The sequence below is a fragment of the Candidatus Baltobacteraceae bacterium genome (assembly GCA_036489885.1).
Taxonomy (GTDB): Bacteria; Vulcanimicrobiota; Vulcanimicrobiia; order Vulcanimicrobiales; family Vulcanimicrobiaceae; genus JAFAMS01.
The window spans coordinates 182,326-203,160 of record DASXEW010000003.1 but is presented as its reverse complement, the minus strand read 5'-3'; the positions used below and the strand labels follow the sequence as shown (position 1 = coordinate 203,160).

Annotated in this window: 27 protein-coding genes and 1 tRNA gene; 16 read left to right on the top strand and 12 right to left on the bottom strand. The window is 60.4% G+C overall.

The features are described from left to right. The first annotated feature begins 10 nt into the window (after nt 1–10). Entirely contained in the window at nt 11–778 is a 768-nt protein-coding gene (locus VGG22_06950; GenBank protein ID HEY1728091.1) for a FecR domain-containing protein, read from the top strand. Then, nucleotides 775–2,055 (top strand): hypothetical protein, encoded by a 1,281-nt coding sequence (locus tag VGG22_06945; protein ID HEY1728090.1) that lies wholly within the window; start codon nt 775–777, stop codon nt 2,053–2,055. Before VGG22_06950 ends, VGG22_06945 begins: the two co-directional genes overlap by 4 nt. Here the strand turns inward: VGG22_06945 and VGG22_06940 are convergent, their stop codons facing one another. Further along, nucleotides 2,056–3,021 (bottom strand): DNA-formamidopyrimidine glycosylase family protein, encoded by a 966-nt coding sequence (locus VGG22_06940; GenBank protein HEY1728089.1) that lies wholly within the window; start codon nt 3,019–3,021, stop codon nt 2,056–2,058. On the opposite strand from VGG22_06940, the gene VGG22_06935 reads away from it, so the two are divergent. Further along, entirely contained in the window at nt 2,999–4,171 is a 1,173-nt protein-coding gene (locus tag VGG22_06935) for an aminotransferase class V-fold PLP-dependent enzyme (protein HEY1728088.1), read from the top strand. The two genes, VGG22_06940 and VGG22_06935, sit on opposite strands and share 23 nt — an antisense overlap. On the opposite strand, the gene VGG22_06930 is transcribed toward VGG22_06935, so the two are convergent. From VGG22_06930 to VGG22_06915, 4 genes are all read right to left on the bottom strand, one after another. Further along, entirely contained in the window at nt 4,168–4,818 is a 651-nt protein-coding gene (locus tag VGG22_06930; GenBank protein HEY1728087.1) for a hypothetical protein, read from the bottom strand. The genes VGG22_06935 and VGG22_06930 overlap by 4 nt on opposite strands. Before the next feature lie 46 nt (nt 4,819–4,864). Beyond that, nucleotides 4,865–5,236, bottom strand: a complete 372-nt coding sequence (locus VGG22_06925; protein HEY1728086.1) for an STAS domain-containing protein — start codon at nt 5,234–5,236, stop codon at nt 4,865–4,867. Nucleotides 5,237–5,320: 84 nt separating this feature from the next. Next, the gene (locus tag VGG22_06920) at nt 5,321–5,650 is read right to left on the bottom strand and encodes a hypothetical protein (protein HEY1728085.1); all 330 of its coding nucleotides are present in this window, start codon (nt 5,648–5,650) and stop codon (nt 5,321–5,323) included. A 270-nt stretch (nt 5,651–5,920) separates the two neighbouring features. Continuing rightward, on the bottom strand, nt 5,921–6,688 hold the full coding sequence (locus VGG22_06915; protein ID HEY1728084.1) for an AIM24 family protein: 768 nt from the start codon (nt 6,686–6,688) through the stop codon (nt 5,921–5,923). Nucleotides 6,689–6,727: 39 nt separating this feature from the next. Here VGG22_06915 and VGG22_06910 point away from each other — a divergent pair, with 39 nt between their 5' ends. Further along, entirely contained in the window at nt 6,728–7,348 is a 621-nt protein-coding gene (locus tag VGG22_06910) for a methyltransferase domain-containing protein (GenBank protein ID HEY1728083.1), read from the top strand. Here the strand turns inward: VGG22_06910 and VGG22_06905 are convergent. Together VGG22_06905 and VGG22_06900 are read right to left on the bottom strand one after the other, a co-directional pair. After that, nucleotides 7,317–7,940, bottom strand: coding sequence for a hypothetical protein (locus VGG22_06905; GenBank protein ID HEY1728082.1), 624 nt, complete (start codon nt 7,938–7,940; stop codon nt 7,317–7,319). The genes VGG22_06910 and VGG22_06905 overlap by 32 nt on opposite strands. A gap of 70 nt (nt 7,941–8,010) precedes the next feature. Beyond that, nucleotides 8,011–8,400, bottom strand: coding sequence for a hypothetical protein (locus VGG22_06900; protein HEY1728081.1), 390 nt, complete (start codon nt 8,398–8,400; stop codon nt 8,011–8,013). Between the two features lie 109 nt (nt 8,401–8,509). Here VGG22_06900 and VGG22_06895 point away from each other — a divergent pair, with 109 nt between their 5' ends. After that, nucleotides 8,510–9,166 carry a PilZ domain-containing protein gene (locus VGG22_06895; protein HEY1728080.1) on the top strand — a complete coding sequence of 219 codons (657 nt, stop codon included), beginning with the start codon at nt 8,510–8,512 and terminating at the stop codon, nt 9,164–9,166. On the opposite strand, the gene VGG22_06890 is transcribed toward VGG22_06895, so the two are convergent. Next, entirely contained in the window at nt 9,163–9,588 is a 426-nt protein-coding gene (locus VGG22_06890; GenBank protein ID HEY1728079.1) for a hypothetical protein, read from the bottom strand. The genes VGG22_06895 and VGG22_06890 overlap by 4 nt on opposite strands. Nucleotides 9,589–9,611: 23 nt before the next feature. Here VGG22_06890 and VGG22_06885 point away from each other — a divergent pair, with 23 nt between their 5' ends. Next, a complete protein-coding gene (locus tag VGG22_06885; GenBank protein ID HEY1728078.1) occupies nt 9,612–10,418 on the top strand; it encodes an FkbM family methyltransferase in 807 nt (268 codons plus the stop codon). Here VGG22_06885 and VGG22_06880 read toward each other — a convergent pair. Further along, nucleotides 10,415–10,846 carry a hypothetical protein gene (locus VGG22_06880; protein ID HEY1728077.1) on the bottom strand — a complete coding sequence of 144 codons (432 nt, stop codon included), beginning with the start codon at nt 10,844–10,846 and terminating at the stop codon, nt 10,415–10,417. The genes VGG22_06885 and VGG22_06880 overlap by 4 nt on opposite strands. A 165-nt stretch (nt 10,847–11,011) precedes the next feature. On the opposite strand from VGG22_06880, the gene VGG22_06875 reads away from it, so the two are divergent. Then, a complete protein-coding gene (locus tag VGG22_06875) occupies nt 11,012–12,238 on the top strand; it encodes an LCP family protein (protein ID HEY1728076.1) in 1,227 nt (408 codons plus the stop codon). Nucleotides 12,239–12,297: 59 nt separating this feature from the next. After that, nucleotides 12,298–12,450 (top strand): hypothetical protein, encoded by a 153-nt coding sequence (locus VGG22_06870; protein HEY1728075.1) that lies wholly within the window; start codon nt 12,298–12,300, stop codon nt 12,448–12,450. Here the strand turns inward: VGG22_06870 and VGG22_06865 are convergent. Next, nucleotides 12,447–13,190, bottom strand: coding sequence for a polysaccharide deacetylase family protein (locus VGG22_06865; protein ID HEY1728074.1), 744 nt, complete (start codon nt 13,188–13,190; stop codon nt 12,447–12,449). The genes VGG22_06870 and VGG22_06865 overlap by 4 nt on opposite strands. After that, nucleotides 13,187–15,193, bottom strand: coding sequence for a phosphodiester glycosidase family protein (locus VGG22_06860; GenBank protein ID HEY1728073.1), 2,007 nt, complete (start codon nt 15,191–15,193; stop codon nt 13,187–13,189). Before VGG22_06860 ends, VGG22_06865 begins: the two co-directional genes overlap by 4 nt. A gap of 10 nt (nt 15,194–15,203) precedes the next feature. Between VGG22_06860 and VGG22_06855 the strand changes: the two genes are divergently transcribed. The 8 genes from VGG22_06855 (at nt 15,204) to VGG22_06820 (ending at nt 20,126) form a co-directional block, all read left to right on the top strand. Further along, on the top strand, nt 15,204–15,974 hold the full coding sequence (locus tag VGG22_06855) for an aldolase/citrate lyase family protein (GenBank protein HEY1728072.1): 771 nt from the start codon (nt 15,204–15,206) through the stop codon (nt 15,972–15,974). After that, entirely contained in the window at nt 15,878–16,243 is a 366-nt protein-coding gene (locus tag VGG22_06850) for an acylphosphatase (protein HEY1728071.1), read from the top strand. The genes VGG22_06855 and VGG22_06850 overlap by 97 nt, the downstream gene beginning before the upstream one ends. Beyond that, complete coding sequence (locus VGG22_06845) at nt 16,240–17,109, top strand: DMT family transporter (protein HEY1728070.1); 870 nt, start codon at nt 16,240–16,242, stop codon at nt 17,107–17,109. The genes VGG22_06850 and VGG22_06845 overlap by 4 nt, the downstream gene beginning before the upstream one ends. A gap of 39 nt (nt 17,110–17,148) precedes the next feature. After that, nucleotides 17,149–17,221: transfer RNA gene (locus VGG22_06840), tRNA-Val, on the top strand. A gap of 89 nt (nt 17,222–17,310) precedes the next feature. Further along, nucleotides 17,311–18,087 (top strand): transporter substrate-binding domain-containing protein, encoded by a 777-nt coding sequence (locus VGG22_06835; GenBank protein ID HEY1728069.1) that lies wholly within the window; start codon nt 17,311–17,313, stop codon nt 18,085–18,087. A gap of 4 nt (nt 18,088–18,091) precedes the next feature. Then, nucleotides 18,092–18,754 carry an amino acid ABC transporter permease gene (locus VGG22_06830; GenBank protein HEY1728068.1) on the top strand — a complete coding sequence of 221 codons (663 nt, stop codon included), beginning with the start codon at nt 18,092–18,094 and terminating at the stop codon, nt 18,752–18,754. A 6-nt stretch (nt 18,755–18,760) separates the two neighbouring features. After that, nucleotides 18,761–19,411: an amino acid ABC transporter permease gene (locus VGG22_06825; protein HEY1728067.1), complete on the top strand. Its 651-nt coding sequence runs from the start codon at nt 18,761–18,763 to the stop codon at nt 19,409–19,411. Next, on the top strand, nt 19,398–20,126 hold the full coding sequence (locus VGG22_06820; GenBank protein ID HEY1728066.1) for an amino acid ABC transporter ATP-binding protein: 729 nt from the start codon (nt 19,398–19,400) through the stop codon (nt 20,124–20,126). Before VGG22_06825 ends, VGG22_06820 begins: the two co-directional genes overlap by 14 nt. On the opposite strand, the gene VGG22_06815 is transcribed toward VGG22_06820, so the two are convergent. After that, the gene (locus VGG22_06815; protein HEY1728065.1) at nt 20,070–20,519 is read right to left on the bottom strand and encodes an ATP-binding protein; all 450 of its coding nucleotides are present in this window, start codon (nt 20,517–20,519) and stop codon (nt 20,070–20,072) included. The genes VGG22_06820 and VGG22_06815 overlap by 57 nt on opposite strands. Nucleotides 20,520–20,835: the final 316 nt, after the last annotated feature.

Sequence of the window (20,835 nt, the reverse complement as noted above, 5' to 3'; positions counted from 1 at the left end):
TGCGTTTTTTGTGGCCACTGGCTTCACACGGCAAGGAGTCGCCGCAGTTGGTACAGTTCTCCGGCACGTTGCCGGTGAGGTCGGTTATACGCAAACCGCTGGTGCGCCATATGTTGCGGTTGCGGGTGAGCAGCTCGTTTCCGACGGCAGCTTCGCCGTCGTCGGTCAGCGATCGCGCGCTCTCCTTACGCTCCCGGATTCATCCCTAGTCGGAATCGGCGCGAACTCGCGAATCGAAGTCAATGCGATCAGGCAGGCGGAAAATGCGTCGTCCACGATCAGCATACCTCAGTCCGGCGGGACGCTGCGGTTCGACGTCAAGCATCCAAAAGGCGCGGTATCGAACTACACGTTCGTCACTCCGAGTTCAAATGTAGCCGTGCGCGGGACGATCGGACTCATCTCGTCCAGCGCCACGAACGGCGACGTCATCTCGTGTCTTGCCTGCAGCCCAAACGACGTTGTCGTGACCATTGGTTCGAACGCGTATCCGCTCGTAAGCGGACAGACTCTCGTCGTAACGTCCGCCGGTGCCGTCAGTACCGTAAGCACGACCGGCTCGATTCTGCAGAGCTTTTCCGAGGCAGGTCTCTCGACCGACCCGAGTGCTGCCGCACCCGTAGTGCTCGAACCGCCGCATGACGCGACAGGTCAGGTTCTCGGTGCCGCTGCCGCCGCAGCTGCTGGGGCCGTCCTCGTCGACAAGCACGGCGCCGGTCCAACGCCACTCCCGACGTCGAGCGGTCTCGTTAATCTGCAGTCCCGGCCGAAACGATGATGCAGCGCATTACATTACGGCAACTCGGCGCTCTCGTTGCCGTCATTGCATTTGTTGCCAGCGGGTGCGGCGGCGGCTCGTCATCGAGCGCATCACGAACGCCCGCGTCGTCGTCGACGTCGAAAGGCACCGCGACGATTTTCATTCCGACGGGGACGAGCGTGCCGGCATCGATCCGGCGCCCGCGCTTCGTCTCACCGTCCGTGCTGTCGGGAACGATTGCCGTCACTGACCTTGCGACGACGACCGCCGACCTCTCGGCGACGTCGCCGTTATGCACGGTCGCGGCAAATGGACGCAATTGCGCGATTCCGATCAACGCACCGGCCGGCAATCCCACGATCACGATAACGTTGTATGATGGTGCGAACGGAACGGGAAGCGTCTTGGGTACCGCAACGAGTACCGTTGCGGTCGTGTTCGGGCAAGGTTTCGTCGTCAATCTCACGGTCAATGCGACGATCGCATCATTGGCCGTCAACGTCTACGGGACGTTTTCGGCGGGACAATCGTCGAGTGGAACGGTGAGCGTTGTCGCTCAAGACGCCGGCGGCAATATCATCTTGCTGCCCGGGTCGTTCTCGACGTCCGTAACGATCGTGAATTCCGACGGGACGGGAACTTTCACGTTACCGTCAGGCACCATGATCGGCGGGCCCGCCAACGCCATCCCGATCGCGTACAACGGTGCGTCGTTCTCGAGTGCCGTTACCATCAACGCGCAGGTCAACGGCGTTCAAGCGAGCGCGATCGTCCCTGCGACGATCAATCCGAACGGCGCCATCCTCAATCCGACGCCTCCGCCTGCGCCGACGCCTAGCCCGACGCCGACTCCAACGGCAACGCCGACTCCGCCAGGTTCGACGCCCTCGCCGACGCCGACACCTTCACCAACACCAACTGCAACGCCGACACCCTCACCGACGCCAACGGCGACACCGACTCCGACGCCGTCGCCGACTCCAACGCCTCCTGGCGCGACACCGTCACCGACTCCGACTCCGACTCCGACACCCGGACCGGTGATGCTATCGCAGAACGTCTTAACGCTGCTGTCGATTCTTGCGACCGGTACGGTAACCGCGACGCAAACCGGTAACGCTGCGAATACGTTCACAATTCCCTCTGCACCCAGCTGCTCCGGCTTGGGACTGATCTCTGTCTCGCAGACGTCGCCCGGAACGTTCCTCGTGACGGCGCTCGGATTAGGCGGAAATTGCACAGCGACGATCGACGGAATCGCCGGGCAGAGCGCGGTCTTGACCGTACACTTGTAGTTACTTCAATGTAAACTTCTCTTCGAGTTCGGTGAGCGTCTTGGGCCAGTCGCCTTTGAGAAGCCGTGAGAGACTCCGGTCTGCGAGCAGCACGCCGCCGGTCTGACACTTCGCGCAATAATTCGTCTCGTTGTCGGCGTAACTGATGCGCTGTACCGGGCTGCCGCATCGCGGACATGGTTTGCCGTGCCGTCCGTGGACCGCCATGTCTTCGCGAAATGCGGTAACGCGTTCGGGGAAATCGCCCTTCACTTCCTCGCGAAGCCGGTCGATCCACAGTTGCAGCGTTGCGCGCGTCGCCTCGAAGAGACGTTTCCACTCGGCGTCCGTGAGCTTGCGCGTTTGGGCGATCGGCGAAAGGTGCGCCGCGTGCAGTATCTCGTCGGAATACGCGTTGCCGATTCCGCTGAGGATGCGTGGATCGGTCAGCGAGCGCTTGAGCGTGTGATTCTCGGCGGTCATCGCAGCCTTGAACGTCGCGAGGTCGCTTGCGAAGACGTCGATTCCGCCGGCGTCGAGCACGTTTGCCGCCTCCGTACCGCGTAGTACGTGTAACTGTGCCCGGCGTTTGCTCCCGGCTTCCGTCAGGACGAGCGTGCCTTCGGGAAACCCAAAGGCGGCGAGCTGATTGCGTCCTGCGAGCTTGGTTCCCGGCGCACGCCAGTGTAAGCGCCCCGCAATCATCAAATGCAACACGAGCCAAAGGTCGTCGTCGAGGCCGAATGCGATTCGTTTGCCGATGCGCCGCAGCTTGCGCACCGTCTTTCCGACGACGCTCGCAAGCGGCGGATCCGCAGTGCGCAGCAGTGAGACGCTCGCGACCGCCGTGCTCTCGACCGGCTGACCGATCACACGCGGCTCGAGCGCCGTGATGTATGCAGCGACGTCCGGAAGCTCGGGCACGGCATGAAGATTGATCTGCAGCGCAAAAAGCGCCTCTCGAATGGAATCAGGTTTCGGACGCACGCTCCGCGCGCAATTTCTGCTGCAAGAGGATGGCGCGTTCCTCAATCACGGGTCGTTCGGGGCGTGTCCGATTCCCGTGTTGCGCGAACAAGAGCGCATTCGAACCTGGATGGAAACGCAGCCCGACGAGTTCTTCACGAAGGACGTCGTTCCGCGGCATCGGGTCACGGCAGTCCGTTCGGCGGCCACCGCGATCGCCGAGTTCGTCAGCGTCTCCGCCGACAACGTTGCGCTCGTCGAGAACGCGACGACCGGAACGCAATCGGTGTTGCAGTCGGTCGATTTTCGTCCCGGCGACGAGATCCTGATCACGAACCATCAATACAATGCCGTTCGTCTCGCGGTCGAACAGCGTTGTAAGGAGACGGGCGCCATTCCGAACGTCGTGCAAATTCCGATGCCGACGAATCCGGACGACGTCCGTAAGCGCTATCGCGACGCGTCAAACAAGCGCGTCAAGCTCGCAATCGTGGATCACATCACGTCGCCGACGGCTTTGCTCTTTCCGCTGGCCGAAATCATTGAGGATCTGCACGCGCTCGGCATTCTCGTGCACGTGGACGGCGCGCATGCCGTCGGTCAAATTCCGCTGAACGTCGCCGAGCTGAAGCCGGATTGGTACACGAGCAACGTGCACAAGTGGCTCTACGGTCCTAAGGGAACGGCGTTCTTCTACGCGTCGCCGGCAGTCGCGCCGATCACGCGGCCCGTTCTCACGAGTCATTTCATCGAAATGGGCTTTCCTCGTTCGTTCGATTACTGCGGGACGCGTGACAACTCGGGATGGCTTGCCATTCCGGCGGCAATCGCGTTTTTCAACCAGCTCGGAGCTGAGAAATTCCGGCGGCATAACCACGCTTTGGTCGAGCGCGGCACCCAGCTACTTCAGACTCTGGGTGCGAAGCCGATCGCGCCGATCGAGATGTCGGCCGCAATGCGAGCCTTTATTTTGCCGCAACGCCGAGCAACGGAAGAAGGCGACGGTGAAGCTCTCAAAGAGATGCTTTGGGCCGACGAGCGGATTCAGGTCAATTCGAACAGCATGATGGGTGCGCTGTTGATTCGCTTCTGTGCGCAGGCATACGTTGACGACGCCGATCTGGAACGGCTCCATTCGGCACTAGAAAAACGGGGCTGGCCAGGTCGCTAGCGCGGAGACTCGATCCAGTTGATGATCTGGTGCATCACGTCGGTTTCGATTCCAAGATAACCGTGCGGTGAAAGCGGTTCGCAGACGCTCCCGCTCCGCTGCGAGCTGGAGAAATGCAAAATCGTTGCGGAACCAAGGCGTTCCGCGAGGGCGCGCGCTCCGTTCGGAGGTGAGGCGCTGCACGTGTCATTATCGTTGGTGACCACGAGCGCAGGAATCGTGATCGAGTGAACGTCGACCCGCGCCAACGAATCGTTTCCGACGGTGACTGGCGACGTAAGGATCAGCAGATCGGGTCCATTCGGGCCAAGTCGCGCAGCATTCGAACCAGCGACGATCGTTCCGCGACTCGTGCTTTCGATGATAACCGGTTTTGCCATCGCGCGCAGGCGTCCGATTGCCTCGCCTAAGTCGGACGGATTGTCCATGTAGGCGATCGCGTAGCCGTTCGCAAGCAGAAACGGACGCGTGCGAATTACGAAGTTCGAGGAATCCGTCTGGCCTTTGGGCCCGAGCTTAAGCAACGTCGTACCGCCCGGAATGAGCAACACGACGCCTTTCGCAGGCGGAACGTCGGGTTGGACGACGATGAGGTGCCGTCCGTTCGCGAGCGCGATGACGTCCGGATCGGCTGCAGCCGCCTGCACGGCGAGCCCGATTAGGACGACGAGAGAAACCGCGCCGCCGAGAAGCTTAAGCGACTTTGAAAGCTTCTTCGAGGCTGGTCGATACCGACATGATTGCCGGCAAATGGGTGATATTGAGGACACGTTCGACGTGGCTCTTCGGCGCGACGACAATCCGGAACTTGTCACCGAGGCGCCTGAAGGCTCGGATCAGCACCGAGATGGCGGTCGTATCGATAAACCGGCATTCGGAGAGATCCACGATCAACGGAAGAGAGCCGTCGATCTCGTTGATCGAGCTCTCGAGCTCGGAGGCCGTTGCGATGTCGGCATCGCCGAAGACGTGCAGGACCTCCACGTTCGGCAGGGTCTCACGGATAACTACGAGTGGCGAAGTGGAGTAGTTGATGCGATCTACCACGCACACATGCTGACGCATATGCGACGGGGAAACAAGCTACCGTCTTGCGTGCGCTTTACGCGGCGAAAGCCTGCGTGTACCTCGGCGTGATTTACGGTGTGTTTATCGGGCTGCGAATGACCGGGCCGCCGCAAGCAAGAGGCTCTGGATATCACGCAGCTCACTATCTCGCAGCACCATCATCGGGATTGCATCGCCGAGCTGCGGATTGGAACCGTGAAACCAAGCGCGAGCCATCTCGTGATTCGCCTGAGTCGCGATCATCGTTCCGAGCTGTAACGCGAACCGCAAGACGTGTGGTCGTTGGGGCGATCGGCCGCTAAGCCATTGCGTAACAGCACGTGTCTCTTTGACGCCGCCTATGACGGCAACCGTGGTCGCGCCGAGCAGAGCGACGAGTTCCCGCACGACGTCCTCGATCGGGATCTCCATCGCGTGCTCATGGGCGCTGATATCACCCCGAACAGCATCCTTCACAGCAGCTACATACCACATCAAATCACACCTGTAAAGACACCAAATTGTGCCAGGCTATTCCCAGGAACGAAGGCGGCTCCTAAACCGCCTGGCGCAGGGCGGCACGGGCCAGCAACCGAGTCGTATCCAGGACGGGGAGCGCCGAGTTGCCCTTGTCGATCAGGAGCGAAAGCGCACGATCAAGAAATCAGGCCCGCGCGTTCGAGGCGACGATCCCGATATGTTTCAGCGGCCGAAGAAGTCGCGCAGAACACTACCGGCTAACCCGCCGGCGATACCACTTTGAATCGAACCTGACGTCTGAGCTCCACCGCCGATGTACGGTGCGAGTGCGTGCGCGAGATTCGGAAGCGTCAACGATTGCAGCCAAACTTTCCCCGGCCCCGTGAGCCGTGCGACGAACAACCCGTCACCGCCGAAAAAGATGTTGCGAATTCCGGGCAGCAGCGTAACGTCGAAGCTCACGCTCTCTTCGAACATCCCTACGTGGCCCGGATGAACTTGCAGCGTTTCACCGGGCGCCAAATCGTAGGTGACGATTGCGCCGCCGAGCTCGACCCACGCCGTGCACGCGCCGCCGAGCCGTTGTAAGACGAAACCGTTTCCACCGAAAATTCCCGCACCGAGCGAGCGTTGAAAGCCCATCGTCAGCTCGAGGCCGCTCGTTGCGCACAAGAATCCATGCCGGTGAATCATGTAGCCGCGTCCGGGCTGCACTTGCAATTCGAGGATATGTCCGGGAACTTTCGCGGCAAACGCGATCAAGCCGGGGCCCCCTTGCGCGCTATATTCCGTCATGAACAATCCGCCGCCGGAGAGCGCGCGCCCCAGCACGCCGAACAATCCCTTAGCGCCGGCCGTCATCGGCGTCGTGTTCAAGACGACGTTTTGCGTCATCCAAGAAAACTCACCGGGCTCGGCGATGATCATGTCGCCGAGCTCGAGTCCGATCTCGAGGACCGGAAGCGTATCACCCGTGATCTTCGACTTCATCCGGGCGGTGATTCAATGGGTTGGACGAATATCCGCCCCGTGCGTTTCCGCACGAGCGGCCGCCGGGCCGGCCAACGCTTCGACGCCGAGAATCACGTCACGACCGAAGCGCTGATCTTCTTGAACACACTCGACCCCGAAGCGATCGGGCCGAGTCTCGAATTTGCGACGCACTACGAGCCAACGCCGATTCGTGAAGCCGAAGCGTTGCTCGATGCGATCCCGCAGCCGCTTGAAGCGACGACGTTCGTTGACATCGGATCGGGGATGGGGCGCGTCGTTTTGCTAGCTGCGCGCCGGCCGTTCAAGATGGTCGCGGGCGTCGAGATCTCGGGAGCGCTTCACGAGGTCGCGCGCGAGAACGTTGCGCGATTCGAGCCGGATGCGCTGCGATGCCATGACATCCGCCTGATTCGCGCCGATGCTGCGGAGTACAAATTTCCGCGCGGGAATCTTGCCGTCTACCTCTACAATCCGTTTCGCGCCAACATTCTCGCAAGCGTGCTCGAGCATATGCTCGCGCTGCCGCGTGAAGTTACCTTGCTGTATCACACACCCGTCGAGCGCGAGACGGTCGAAGCAACCGGTGCGTTCGAGCTAGAGCGCGAGCTCAGTTACGCCGCAGTCTTCAGAAGAGCGCGTCCGAAACCTGACCGTTGACCTCATAGTCGCCGAATTCGAGATCGGCGTGGATTCTGAAGCCGCCGGAATCGATGTCGGCGTGCTCGGCCTTGGGTACCGAATAGGTGCCGACGTTCGTGAACTCGATCGTCGCTGCGATCGTTCCGCCATCGCGCATGTACCACGTCGCTTTGACCGGCGCATTTCCGCTTCCGACGTCGGCTTCGAGATGATCGACCTCGCACGAATGATATGGCGTCCCGCGCAAATGGTAGATGCGGCCGGCGCCCGTTCCGTCGACGCCGACGACCTGCATATCGTACGACTCAGGCCACGTTCTCGGCGTCCCGAGTTTTGCAAACGTCTTGCGATAACGTTCCGGAACTCCGTGAACGTCAACGGCGAAACGGTCCGGCCGGCGGAAATATGCCATGCCGTCCATCCCCACGTGAAACGTGAATAGCTTGTGGATCGCAACCGTCGCGTGGAGCGGGACGCTGTACGAGCGTAACGAGGGTTCTTCGGATGCATACTGAGCAAACAGCGGCACGCACTCGATGCTGCTTCGGCCGAGTCCAAGGGTAGCAATAAGGAGTGGCGCGGCCAGCGCGCGGAGCAGGCGCGTTCGCATGTAGTAGGTCCTCGCTCAAAAAAGTACCCAGCGGCGTCACCCTCGGAGCGGGGCCGTTCGGGCAGACTTTTTAGGTTTGAGCGGGCGCGGGGGTTACCAACAATAAGTTGGTCGGAACGAGAACGTCGATTTCGCCGACGTCGATGGTCCCGTCAGTGCGCGCGAAACCGACCGCGAAAACGCGCATTCCGGCCGATAGCGCTTGCGGGCTTGGATCGACGAGCAGGTAACCGCGCGGCCGAAACGCGAGGTTCACGCTCTGGCCGCTCGGCGTTTGGAGAACGGCGCCGGAGCCGCCGACGGATGTGAGCGTGCCTTCGATCGCGGAGCCGGCAGTGATTACCGAGGCGACCGGTGGTGCCGTCGCTGGCGGCATTTGGGCAACGGCGCGACGGCCGGAGAGGCCGAGCGCCCCGGCGAGCAGCGCAAAAGCGAAAATTGCAACGAAAAGCGGACGCATGTTGGATCCTTTCCCACCAAGCGCCCAGCGGAAAACTCTCCAAGGGAGTCGTAGTCTCCAGTTGCGGGTTCTGCTTATTGAGAGTAGGTAGCTTGTGCTTTCAAACTTGATGGGACTGTTCGGTGGCAAGGCCTCGAATCGTCGCGAGCATGAGCGCGTCAAAAAGGGCTACAAAGCCGCCTATAGCCTCGACGGCGAAACGTGGCGGCCCGCGATCGGTGTCGATCTCAGCGATGAGGGCATGTGCATTCTCACGCAAGAGGAGACGGGCGATGTGCAATACAGCGTACGCGCCACCCTCGACACGCGTGTCGTCAACATGCGTTGCATTCCGGTTTGGCACAACAAAGTCAATCACAACGGTAAAGCGGTCGAGTGCTACGGGTTGAAGTTCGTCGGCATCGCGGCTGACGATTGGGACGCTGTTGTGCGCTTCATCTCCGGCGAGGATGTTCAGGAGAAAAACAAAGCACAAGAACAGCTCGAAACCGCCAAGCCCAAGACGGATGACGTCGCGCGGATGCTACCGCAGGCGTTTCAGCACAAGCTCTTCGCCGAGCTCGTCAAGCGCCACCGCCTCGCGCCGCTCGAAGACAAGCCGCATCCGCTGGTTCAATTCGAGTATGGAGGCGTCGCGCCGTGGCGCGGCAAGAACATGCACCGTCTTACGATCCACTCGAAGATAACGGACGGCAAAAAAGAAGAGCGTTTTTCAACGCGCTTCATGTTCGACGAGAACGGCAAAGAAATAATCGTTCTGAACTAGTTCGTTATCGTCACCGGCACCAGCAGCGTAACACCGTCCTGCCCGCCGAACTGAATGACGCACTGTCCGATGACGAGCGGCTCAACTTCCACCGTTGTTGCGTTGCCGTTCGGCGTCGCGCTGAAAATGCTCATGTTACCGTTTGTAATGCACGTCGATTGCGCAGTAACGACCACGGGCGCGACGCTCGCGCTAGGCTGCGACACCGTCACGCCGGGATAGGACGTACCGCCGGACGGATACGCTGATTTACTGATCGTCATCGCGCTCGGATTGGCCAGCATCGCCGTCGAGGTGGCCGTAGGGAACGGCTCCGCGCTGATCGGGGACTTGATTGGCGGAACTTCCGAGCCCGGCACGCACGCGGCGACGAGTACGGTGACTGCTGCTACGGTTAGAACGAAGCTGGCGGACCTGCGCATGACTGCCTCCAATACTACCCGGCGTGCGTGAAATCAACCGTCTGACTCAGACACGCTACGGCCGCTTCCTCTACAATCCGAACGACGTTTACATAGGTAAAGCGCTTGAGGCATATGGCGAAGCTCACGAGTTCGAGCTCGAGCTGTTGCGGCAACTGAGCGCGCCGGGCAGCACGATCTTCGATCTCGGCGCGAACATCGGCGACCACACGATCCCGCTGGCGAAGCACGTAGGTGCGAGCGGTTTCGTGTATGCATTCGAACCGCAACGCCCGATCTTTCAAGTGCTGAACGCGAACGTTGCGCTGAACGACTTGCCGAACGTCGATTGCGTGCACGCGGCGCTCGGGTCGACGCACGGCTCGGTCTTGATTCCGGAGATCGATTATTCCGTCGAAGCAAATTATGGCGGCATCGCAGTTTCCGAATTCAAGGAAGGCCGGCCTGTCGAGCGCATCATGCTCGACGACTATCTCGACGTGCATGCGGCTGATCTCGTAAAAGTTGACGTCGAGGGGATGGAAGCCGAAGTGCTCGAGGGCGGACGCAAATTTCTCGCGCGATTCCGTCCGGTAATGTACGTCGAGAACGATCGCATCGATCGCTCGCATGAGCTCATCGAGTTACTGTACGCGCTCAATTACCGCGCGTTTTGGCATGTGACGCCGCTCTACAATCCCGCGAACTTCAAGCAGAATGCCGAGAATCTGTATCCGAACATCGTCACGACAAACATGCTGTGTATTCCTAAAGAGCTGCCGTTCGAAACGCAAGGACCGAGTTTCAGCGAAGTGCTCGATCCGAGTGAGCACCCATTCAAGGACGGCTAGCGAATCTTATTGACGACGCGCGAGGCGAACCATTGGTGCAGCGCCTCGACCATCACGGGATCGCGCGTCATATAGCGGATCCGTGAACCGTTCGGAAGGTCGTCACAGCGAACGTGCAGCCGTCCCCATTGGTGACGCATCTCGCGCAAGCCCGGAACCAGGTCGCCGTGAGGATTGGTTGGGTCAATGAAATTTCCGTGTTTGAAGGCGTTCGTACGGCGGCGAGCCTCATTGCGAAGCTTTCTCACTGCTGAGAGATCTGAGTCGAGCACGACGTCGTATTCCACCCCGCCGCTCGCCGTCGCCACGAAGGTTTCGCGAACGGCTCCGCTCGTGAAACTGGCATGCTCGGACGCGGCCGCTGCAAGGAGCGGCAAAAGGATCAGCGGGGCCAGTGCCGCGACTGCGGCAAACGTCGGTTTCCTCACGCGTCGTTTTAATAGTATCTACATTAGTAGAAATCGCGTTTCCTGGGTAATTCCCAGGTCGAAAGGAGGCCGGCAAAGACGTGCCGGAACTCGCGCGACTGCATGTTCAGAGGATTAGCTGAGCACACCAAATTTCGTGTACTTGGCATAAGTTTTATCGCAGCCGTGCTCGCCGGCCTGGTGCTGACGACAACGATTCTGCGAATCGATGAACGCGAACGCGAAGCACTCGTCGCGCGCTTCGTGCATCAAGCTGCGACATTGGCTGTTCCGGCGCCGGAGTCACTGTTCAACAAAGACAGGTTGGCGGTGCTGCTGCTCGGCGTCGACTACGACTATACGAAGATCGACATGCCGTCGTCGGCGCACGCGCGTAGCGACACGATCATGGTTGCCGCGCTCGATCTGAAAACGTCGCAGATTCATCTCGTCTCGGTTCCCCGGGACATGGAAGCAACGTTTGACGGTCACGATGACAAGATCAACGCCGCGTATTCGAACGGCGGAATTACCGAAGCCGACAACGTCATCGGATCCTGGCTTGGACTCCCGAAAGTTGCGCCCAACCGCTATTTCGACCGCTATATGGTCCTGCGCATCGCCGCGACCAAAGATTTGGTCGATGCAATCGGCGGCGTTGATGTTGTTCCCGATGAGACGATGAACTACGACGACAGTTGGGGTCATCTGCACATTCATTTCACGGGCGGAAAAGTCTATCACATGAACGGTGAGCAAGCCGTCTCGTACATGCGCTTTCGTCACGACGCGTGCAGCGATCCGTGCCGCATCAAGCGCCAGCAACAAGTCATTCGCGTCGTGCTTGCCAAGCTCGAAAAGGACAAGCTCAACGATGTCTTTCATCTGCGCGATCTCGTCGATGTGACCCGCCGCGACGTCGCGACGAACTTCAAGCCGCAAGAGCTGCTGAGTCTTGCGAACGCCTACTCGAACTTCAATCTCGCGAATCTCAAAACGACGCAAATCCCGTTCACCGGCGATCGCGCCACCGGCTACGCGGGCGACATGTTGATCCCGGATGAGCCTGCCAAAGCCAGGATCGTCGCGAGCCTCTTCGAGCCGCAGTTCGATCCGAGCAAGGTCCGCCTGCGGGTTGAAAACGGCAGCGGCGTCCCCGGTCTCGCCACCAGCCTGGCCTCCGCCCTCCACAAGGAAGGCTTCGCAATTGCCGCGGTCTCTCGCGCCGACAGACCCTCGTACGCCACCACCGTGATCCGCTTGGCGCCCACCGCCCCCCCTGGGATTGACGGCGTCCTGCGGCGCGACATGAACCTGGCGAGCGCCCAGGTCCTGGCCGACGTCTCCGCCGCCCAGCACGACGTCACGATCATTATCGGCAAGGACTACGCTACAGCCGCTCCCAGACAGTGACCCTCCGCACGGCCCCCGATGGGGGAGGGCTCGCCGGGCTCCCGAACGCGTTAGACATCATGGATATCAGTGCAGTTAGTTCGATTGCAGCCAACGGAACGTCGTCCGTCGCGATTCCCGTGCTCAAGGGCGTCGAGAACCTGCAGGCGGCTCAGGTCGATATCCTGATGAAGTCGCTCGGCGTCGGCAACAACGTCAACGCCCTCGCCTAACCGCTAACCAGCGCCGCGAATCCATCGACCGTCATGTCGCGCGTAATGCGCAGACGTGGCATTTCATATGGATTGCGAACGTCTTTCGCCCGCGCCACGTGCTCGGTCCACGCCGAATGGATGCCGATCTCGCGCATCACGTCGAGCGTCGTCTTGTTATACGCGCCGCTCGCATACGCGTAGCTGACCGGACGCACGCCGAGAAAGCGCTCAATGCGCGCGACGCAATCGCCGGCCTCGTGGAGCTGACCATCGCGGTCGAGCGTCGAGAGATCGAGATGATGCATTCCATGCGCGCCGATTTCGCAGCCCGCCGCGCGTAACGCGCGCATCTCGCGCCAACTCAAATGATTGCGGTGTTCGATCGTTCCGGCATTGACGAAGAATGTTGCACGTGCGCCGTAGCGCGCTAAGAGCGGCGCGATCACGGTGGAGCTGTCTTCATATCCGTCATCAAACGTGAGGACGACAGTGCGTGTAGGATGTTCGTCGCGCGAGAGCGCGTCGGCAAGCTCACCGGCCGTAAGCGTCGCGATCTTGTGGCTTGCGAGATAGCGCAGCTGCGCTTCGAATGATCCGGTCGGCAACGTGAGACCGAGTGCGAGCGGACTGCTCGGAATCGTGTTGTTGACGTGATGATACATGAAGACCGGGACGCCGCTCGCTTCTGCACGCACCGCATGCGGTGACGCAGCGATCAGGGTGGAGGCAATCGTTGCCAGCGCGTCTCGGCGCTTCACGGCGTTCCCGGAAGAATAACGGTCGGATTGCGAAAGCCGATGTTTCCGGCCGCGTGTACCGTAGGCGTTCCGAGCGAATTGACGGCGTAGAGCGAGACCAGGTGAATCGGTGGATTCACTAAGCCCGGAATCACGATCGTGCGCCGCTGCCACCCACGCCAGTCGACGCGCTTCGCCAGCGTGAGCGCGGTTCGCTCGCCGAGACCATTGACGAATGCAGCGCGCAATCCGATGCCGCTCGCGTCACCGTTGATTTCAATCGTGAAGCTGAGCGGATCGCCGGGGAGGGCATACGATCCGTTCGCGCTCGCAATGCGTGTGCCGCCGGTGAAATCGTAGTTGAGCGCAATCCCAAGTGGCAAAAAACCCGGCACGGGAACTTCGTGACGCCCCACGCGAACGGTCGTCTTTGCGTTGACGCCGCCAACCGATGCGGTCACGACTGCATCGCGCGGGCCGGCGTGAAAAAGACCGGGCTCGATGAACGTTCCGCCGTCTGCAGTCCAATGAACTGCACCGCTTGTAGCGATCGGACGTCCGGATGCATCGTATGCGTCCGCGGTTAGCTCGATGCTTCCGTTCGGATCCGGATTCGGACGCGCCGGACCAATTGTGAGACGCGCAACGCGGTCGACGACGTCAATCGGAAGCTCGGTGCGCAGCACGCCGCTGCGCACGGGCAGCGTCTCCGAGCGTTCTGCATCGATCGTCAAACTCGGTGCGGGTCCAAGCAGATGTCCGGCTGCATCCGTGATCGCGGCGGTGACGCGCACGCGCGCGCCTCGCACGGCGACGACGCGTGAGGGTTGGAGCGCGAGCCGCGCGGGCGGCCCCTGCGCGGCATCGCTATAAACGAAGAGGCCGTCGGCGATGGGACGTTCGCTGCCGTCCGACGGCATGTTGAGAAGACTCGTCAGGGTTTCGCCGAGACGCCGAGCGACAAGCGTCGATGAACCACCCGAATCAAATGCCATGCCGTCGCTTGCGCCAAGGCCCACCATCAACGCACCGAATTCCGGACGCGTGAGGCCGATCGAAAGCGACGGATCGCGGCCGTCGACGGCAATCAAGTACAACGTTCCGTTCGCGCTGAGCGCTGCACCTGAGACAGGGAAACGGCGATTGCGTTCTTCCGGTGCCGGTGCATTCGGATCGCTGTACGGCTTTCCGTCGACGAGCAATGCGGGTCCGCCGCCGATTGCGGTTGCAATCGTCGCGAGCGGTGGAGCGGTGTCGCCTGCAATCGTGACCGTATCGCCCGGTTGCGGTGGCGGCGTGAGTTTGAGCGCGGCCGGTCCGAGTGCAAGCGTCGGTGTTCCGAGCGGACCGGTCGTCGCGGGATAAACGCCGATCACACGATAGTCCCCGCTGAGTGCATTCGCAGCACCGAGTGCGCCGAGTGAGACGAGCGTGATGTCCTGCGTCGTCGCAGAAAGAGGCCCGAACGCGGCGGTGAGCAACGACGCGCCACCTTGCGGTGGCCATTCGTTCACCGCCGTTAGCGGTATCGTCGTCCCGTTGAACGTCGCCGTGCCTTTGAAGCTGAACGGTTCAAAGTGAACGCTTCCGTCGCGACCGATGTCAAGTGCGACGCGACGGCTCGGCGTGCGCACGAGTGTGCCGTCGCTCACCACAATTCCGAGTGGCTGGTTCGTTTGTCCGATATCGAAATAGTCGCCGTTGATCCCGGCGATTGCGTGCGTGCGCAGCGCCATGGCTGAAACTGTTTCGCCCACTGAGACCAAGCGATCGTTCGCGATGACGTCGGCGAGGCGCACGGTCGAGTCGTGTGTGTCGACCGCAACGACCGAGATGATAAGTGGACCGTTTACCGTCGCGAGCCGATAGTTGGCGCGCGTGACGCCGGGCGCTACGAACTCGCTGAGGACCGATTGCGCGACGATCCGCGGAAACGGCGGTGGCGGCGCGAGCACAGCAGGCAACGTCGCGGCTGCGGCCGGAGCGACAACTGTCGCAAACAGGAACGGCGTCAGGAGACGCATAGTTTGGGTAATGCGTGAAAACACAGTAAGAAACAAATTGCGGGCTGGTGGCGTAAGCGTCGGTTCGTGGCTCGCCTTCGAGAGCCCGCTGTCTGCTGAAATCATGGCCGCCGCCGGATTCGAATGGCTGATGGTCGACACCGAGCACGGTCCGATCGCCGGTAGCGCCGTTATCCATCTCATCAACGCGTGCCGGGCCGCGGGTTGCGTTCCATTCGTACGCGTTACATGGAACGAATCGTCGCTCATTCAGAAGGTGCTCGATATGGGTGCGTACGGTACGCTCGTCCCCGTCGTCAACGACTCGACCCAAGCCAAAGCGGCCGTCGCCGATGCAAAATATCCGCCGCTTGGAAATCGGAGCTGCGGCGGGATTCGCGCACCGATCGCATTCGGAGCGGAGATGCCCGAATATCGTCCGCGTGCGAACGAGGAAACGATGCTGATGGTGCAAATCGAAACGCCCGAAGCCGTCAAGAATGCAGATTCGATCGCAGCGACCGAAGGCGTCGATTTGCTCTTCGTCGGACCGAACGATTTGGCCCTAACAATGGGTGAGCCGGCGCTTATCTGGTCGAAGATGAGCGCGAAGTATAAGGAAGCGATCGCTCTCATACCGCAAATTGCGAAAAAGCACGGCAAATATGCCGGCATTCAGATTCATGACGCCGCGTTTGCGAATGATTGCGTTGCAATGGGCTACACGCTTGTCGGCTATTCGGGCGACAGCGGGATGCTTTTGCGTGCTGCGAAGGGTGCGCGCGCCGAGGTCAAGGCATAGCGCGCATCGTTCTCGAGCTGCACGGTCGCGTCCAGGGAGTCGGCTTTCGTTATACCGTCATTCGTCTCGCCGCGCGATTTCCGGTCGCCGGAACGGTGCGTAATTTGGCGTCGGGCGCGGTCGAAATCGACGTCGAGGGCGATGACGATGCCGTAAACGATTTCATCGACGCGGTCCTGCGCGATCCGCCGAGCGGCGCGCATGTCGATCGCGTCGAGCGCCGCGAAGACCAAGCGCGAGGCATCAGCGGATTTAGCGTTTTGCGGTGAACCTTCGCGGCGGCGTGCTCCTTGGAATGATCGGGATCGTCGCCTTCAGTGGAACGTTTCCGGCCACGAAGCTGGCGATAACCGGCTTCGATCCGTTTGTCGTAACCGCGGGGCGCATCGTCATCGCCGGCACTCTCGGCGGGGTGTTGTTGATCGTCTCTCGCGTCCGCGTTCCCGCCTGGCGAGATCTCGCCGTTCTCGCGGTCACCGGCGCCGGTCTCGCGATAGGGTACCCATGGTTCGTGGCACTCGGTCTCGCGACGGCATCATCCGTTCATGGCGCCGTCGTTGCGGGTTTCGCGCCCTCCGCGACAGCTGCGCTTGCAGTCATTCGGAACCACGAACGTCCACCCGCAATGTTTTGGGTCGGCTGCATCGGCGCGCTCATTGCCGTTACGGCGTATGTCTTCGCATCCGGCGGCGGTTTCGGCGTGGCCGACCTTTATTTCGTAGCCGCCGTCGTCAGCACGAGCATCGCGTATGTCGAAGGTTCGCGCCTTTCGCACACGCTCGGCGCCGACAAAACGCTGTCGTGGGCGCTGCTATTGATGATCCCCGTCGTTATCGTCCCTCTGGGAATCGATCTGATTAAATCACCGCCCCACGACGTGTCACCGGCTGCGTGGGGTGGTTTTGCTTGGGTCTCGCTAATCAGCATGTTTCTCGGTGCAATGGCGTGGTATAGGGGGATGCAGCTGGGAGGTACAGCTCGAATCAGCCAGCTGCTCGTGCTGCAGCCGCTCGTCACGATCGGAATCTCACACGTGATCGTTCGCGAGGCAGTAAGGCCGCGCGATCTCGTCTATGCGCTTGCCGTCATTGCGTGCGTTGCCATCGCCATCCGTTCTCGCGCTCCGGAAGGTTAAAGCGCGGCGCGATTCGGAAGGATCATCCGCGCAAAACGCGGGCGATTAGCTCAGTTGGGAGAGCAGCTCCTTTACACGGAGAAGGTCGGCGGTTCAAGTCCGTCATCGCCCATTGCTATTATCCAAAGGTCTAACTCGGCGCTGGAATGCTGTGACATTGCGAGAGGGTCATCGCGTGGCTCCGCCCGCAGAGAATCGCGTATGAAGCGTCTTACATTTACGTCGATTTTGCTTGCCGCCGTTTCGGCTCCGGCATTTGCGGACGAACTCGACGATATAACGAAGGCCGGCGTAATTCGGATCGCGGTTCCGCAAGACTTTGCGCCGTTCGGTTCCTCGGGCCCCGACATGCAGCCGCAAGGATACGATATCGACACCGCACGTCTGATCGCCAAAGGCTTGGGTGTGAAGCTCGAGCTCGTCCCGGTAACGAGCGCAAACCGGCTACCATACCTACAGACACGCAAAGTCGACCTCATCATTTCAAGTCTCGGCAAGAACGCCGAACGATTGAAAGTCATCGACTTCAGCTCCGCGTACGCGCCATTCTATTCCGGCGTGTTCGGACCGCCGTCGATCACCGTTCATAAAGCTGATGACCTTGCTGGTAAGACGATCGGCGTCACGCGCGGCGCCCTCGAAGATTTGGCCCTGACGAAAATCGCGCCTCCTACCGCCGACATCAAGCGCTTCGAAGACAACAACACGACGATCTCCGCGTTTCTCTCTGGACAAGTGCAGCTGATTGCAACCGGTAACGTCGTCGCCGCGGCAATTCTCGCAAAGAATCCGCCGGTGAAACCCGAGAAGAAATTCATTATCCAAGATTCGCCGTGCTTCATCGGTCTCAACAAAGACGAACCCAAGCTGCTTGAACGCGTGAACGTGATCATTGCGGCGGCGAGGAAGAACGGTTCGCTCGACGCGGTCTCGCGTAAGTGGCTCGGGTTGCCGCTGCCCCCGGATCTTCCAGTGTAGCGCGTTGCGCTACCACTTCGATTTTCTCGCAGTCCTCGAGTACTGGCCGCTCCTCGTTCGCGGAGCGTTGCTTACGCTTGTCCTCACGTTCATTGCGATCGTGTTCGGCACGCTCCTCGGCGTCGCCGGCGCTTACATACGATCGGCGCGCGTTCCGGTCTTGAGCGCCGTTGTCGCGGGCTACGTCGAGCTGATCCGCAACACACCGTTCATCGTGCAGCTCTTCTTCGTGTTCTTCGGACTGCCGTCGCTGGGTCTCAAGATCTCGGCCGTCGAGGCAGCTCTCTTGGCGATGACGCTCAATCTCGGAGCCTACGCTGTTGAGATCGTTCGCGCCGGGATCGAATCGATCGGTCGCGGGCAGCTCGAAGCCGGAGAAGCGCTGGGCATGACGCGTTTCCAGATATTTCTGCACGTCGTCCTGCTTCCGGCCTTGCGAAATGTCTATCCGTCGCTCATCAGTCAGTTCGTAATTCTCATGCTCGGCTCGTCTGTTGCGTCGCAGATTTCTGCAGAAGAGCTTACGTTTGCCGGAAACTTCATACAGTCTCGAGACTTCCGCAGCTTCGAAGTCTATTTCATCATCAGCGCGGTCTATCTTGTCTTTGCTTTCGCGATACGGCGTGCGTTTGGCGTCATCGGCCGCTTCGCGTTCGCCAGGCGCTGAACGCGAATGGATCAGTTCACCGTATGGGACATCGTTCGCAACCTGCTGCTCGCGACGCGCTGGACGATTGTGCTCTCGGTCATCGCCTTCGTCGGCGGCGGCATCGTCGGTTTCGCAATCATGTTGCTTCGTGTCTCCGACCTCAGAGCGCTGCGCGCCCTGAGTATTGCCTACATCGACGTTCTTCAAGGAACGCCGCTCTTGATGCAGCTCTTCCTGTGCTTCTTCGGGATCTCGCTGCTCGGCTTCGAAATCTCACCCCTCGTCGCTGCGTCGATCGCGCTGACGGCGTATAGCAGCGCATATCTTGCCGAGATTTGGCGTGGATGCGTTGACGCGATTCCAAAGGGTCAGCGCGAAGCCGCAGAGAGTCTCGGCTTCCGGTTCATCGACATGCTACGTTACGTCATTTTGCCGCAGGCCATTCGCATCGCCGTCGCGCCCACCGTCGGATTCTCCGTGCAAGTCGTGAAAGGCACTGCGCTCGCATCGATCATCGGCTTTGTCGAGCTCACCAAAGCCGGCACCATCATCACGAACGCGACGTTCAAGCCGTTCCTTGTTTACGGGTTCGTAGCGATCATCTACTTCGCGCTCTGCTACCCACTCTCAGTCTGGAGTCGAGACTTCGAGCGGAGGCTTCGTGCCGCTCATTGAGCTTTCAAACGTGCACAAACGGTTCGCACAAAACGAGGTGCTTCGTGGCATCGATCTGAGCGTGGAAAGCGGTGAGGTGATAGCAATCATAGGCCGTAGCGGTTCGGGAAAATCGACACTGTTGCGATGCATCAACGCGCTCGAGACCTACGATGCGGGTTCGATTCGCGTCGAAGGCCGGCTCGTCGATCGCAGCTCACGCGACGTGCGCGCCGTTCGGCAGACCGTGGGGATGGTATTCCAGTCGTTCAATTTGTTTCCGCACTTGTCGGCGGGCGGCAACGTGATGCTTGCGCCCCGCATCGTTCAAGGTGCGGCACGCGTCGACGCGGAGCGAATCGCGCGTGAGCGCCTTTCCCAGGTCGGCCTCGGCGAAAAATTCGAGAACTTTCCATCGCAGCTTTCAGGGGGACAACAGCAGCGCGTGGCGATTGCACGCGCGCTGGCCACATCGCCTAAAGCGCTGCTATGCGATGAGATCACGTCGGCGCTCGATCCGGAGCTGGTCGGCGAGGTGCTACGCGTCGTCGAGAGCCTCGCCGCCGGCGGAATGACGATGATCCTCGTGACGCACGAGATGAGCTTCGCCCGCAAAGTTTGCGATCGACTCATCTTTATGCACCTGGGAAAAATCCACGAGATCGGCAGACCGGACGACCTATTCGATTTGCCTCAAACTCCGGAGCTCGCGCAATTTCTGCGAGCCATCGTCTAGGTTACGCGTTTGCAAACGAACGACCGGCAACACGACGCTCATCTTGCCACCGGTCGGAGTTTTGGTGCGCGACAAGTTTCCGCAGAGATGCCAGATGACATAAAGTCCGCGCCCGCTTTCCGCATTGAGCGGGGGCTGGGTTGGTCGCGTGACCTTGAAATGAGCCGCGGTATCACACACTTCGAGCGTGACTGCGCCGCGCGGAGTGCTTCGAAGCATGATCTCGATCGGTCCCGGCGCATGCCGGACGACATTTGCCACCAATTCGCCGAAAACAATTTCCGCCGCCTGACAATCGGAGCCGGGCGTGCATCGGGCGCGCAAGAATTTCGTGAACGCCCGTCGTTCCGAAACGGCTTTTGCCGCATCGGCTGCTCTGAAATACCACTCCATTAACGCCCCTAAAGGACGGTGTCCCCTTGGGGGTAGATGGCCGTCGATTAGCATCATACCCAATATGTACGGTTCCGTACAGTCCTGTTTGCGGAAATGCCAAACAAAGGTGGGTCTGAACCGCATCCGAAGGCTGTTAGTGCTCGCCGTGCTTTTTAAGCAAGCTGCGTAGATCGCCTCGGGTAGAACCGGGCAGATCTTCTTGACCGAGCAAGCGCAACTCGCTAATTTCTACCAATTAGCAGAATTGACAGCCAACGGTCACGCCAGCTTCCGGGGAATCGCGTCCCACGGGCAATCTCTTTTTAGATTGCTT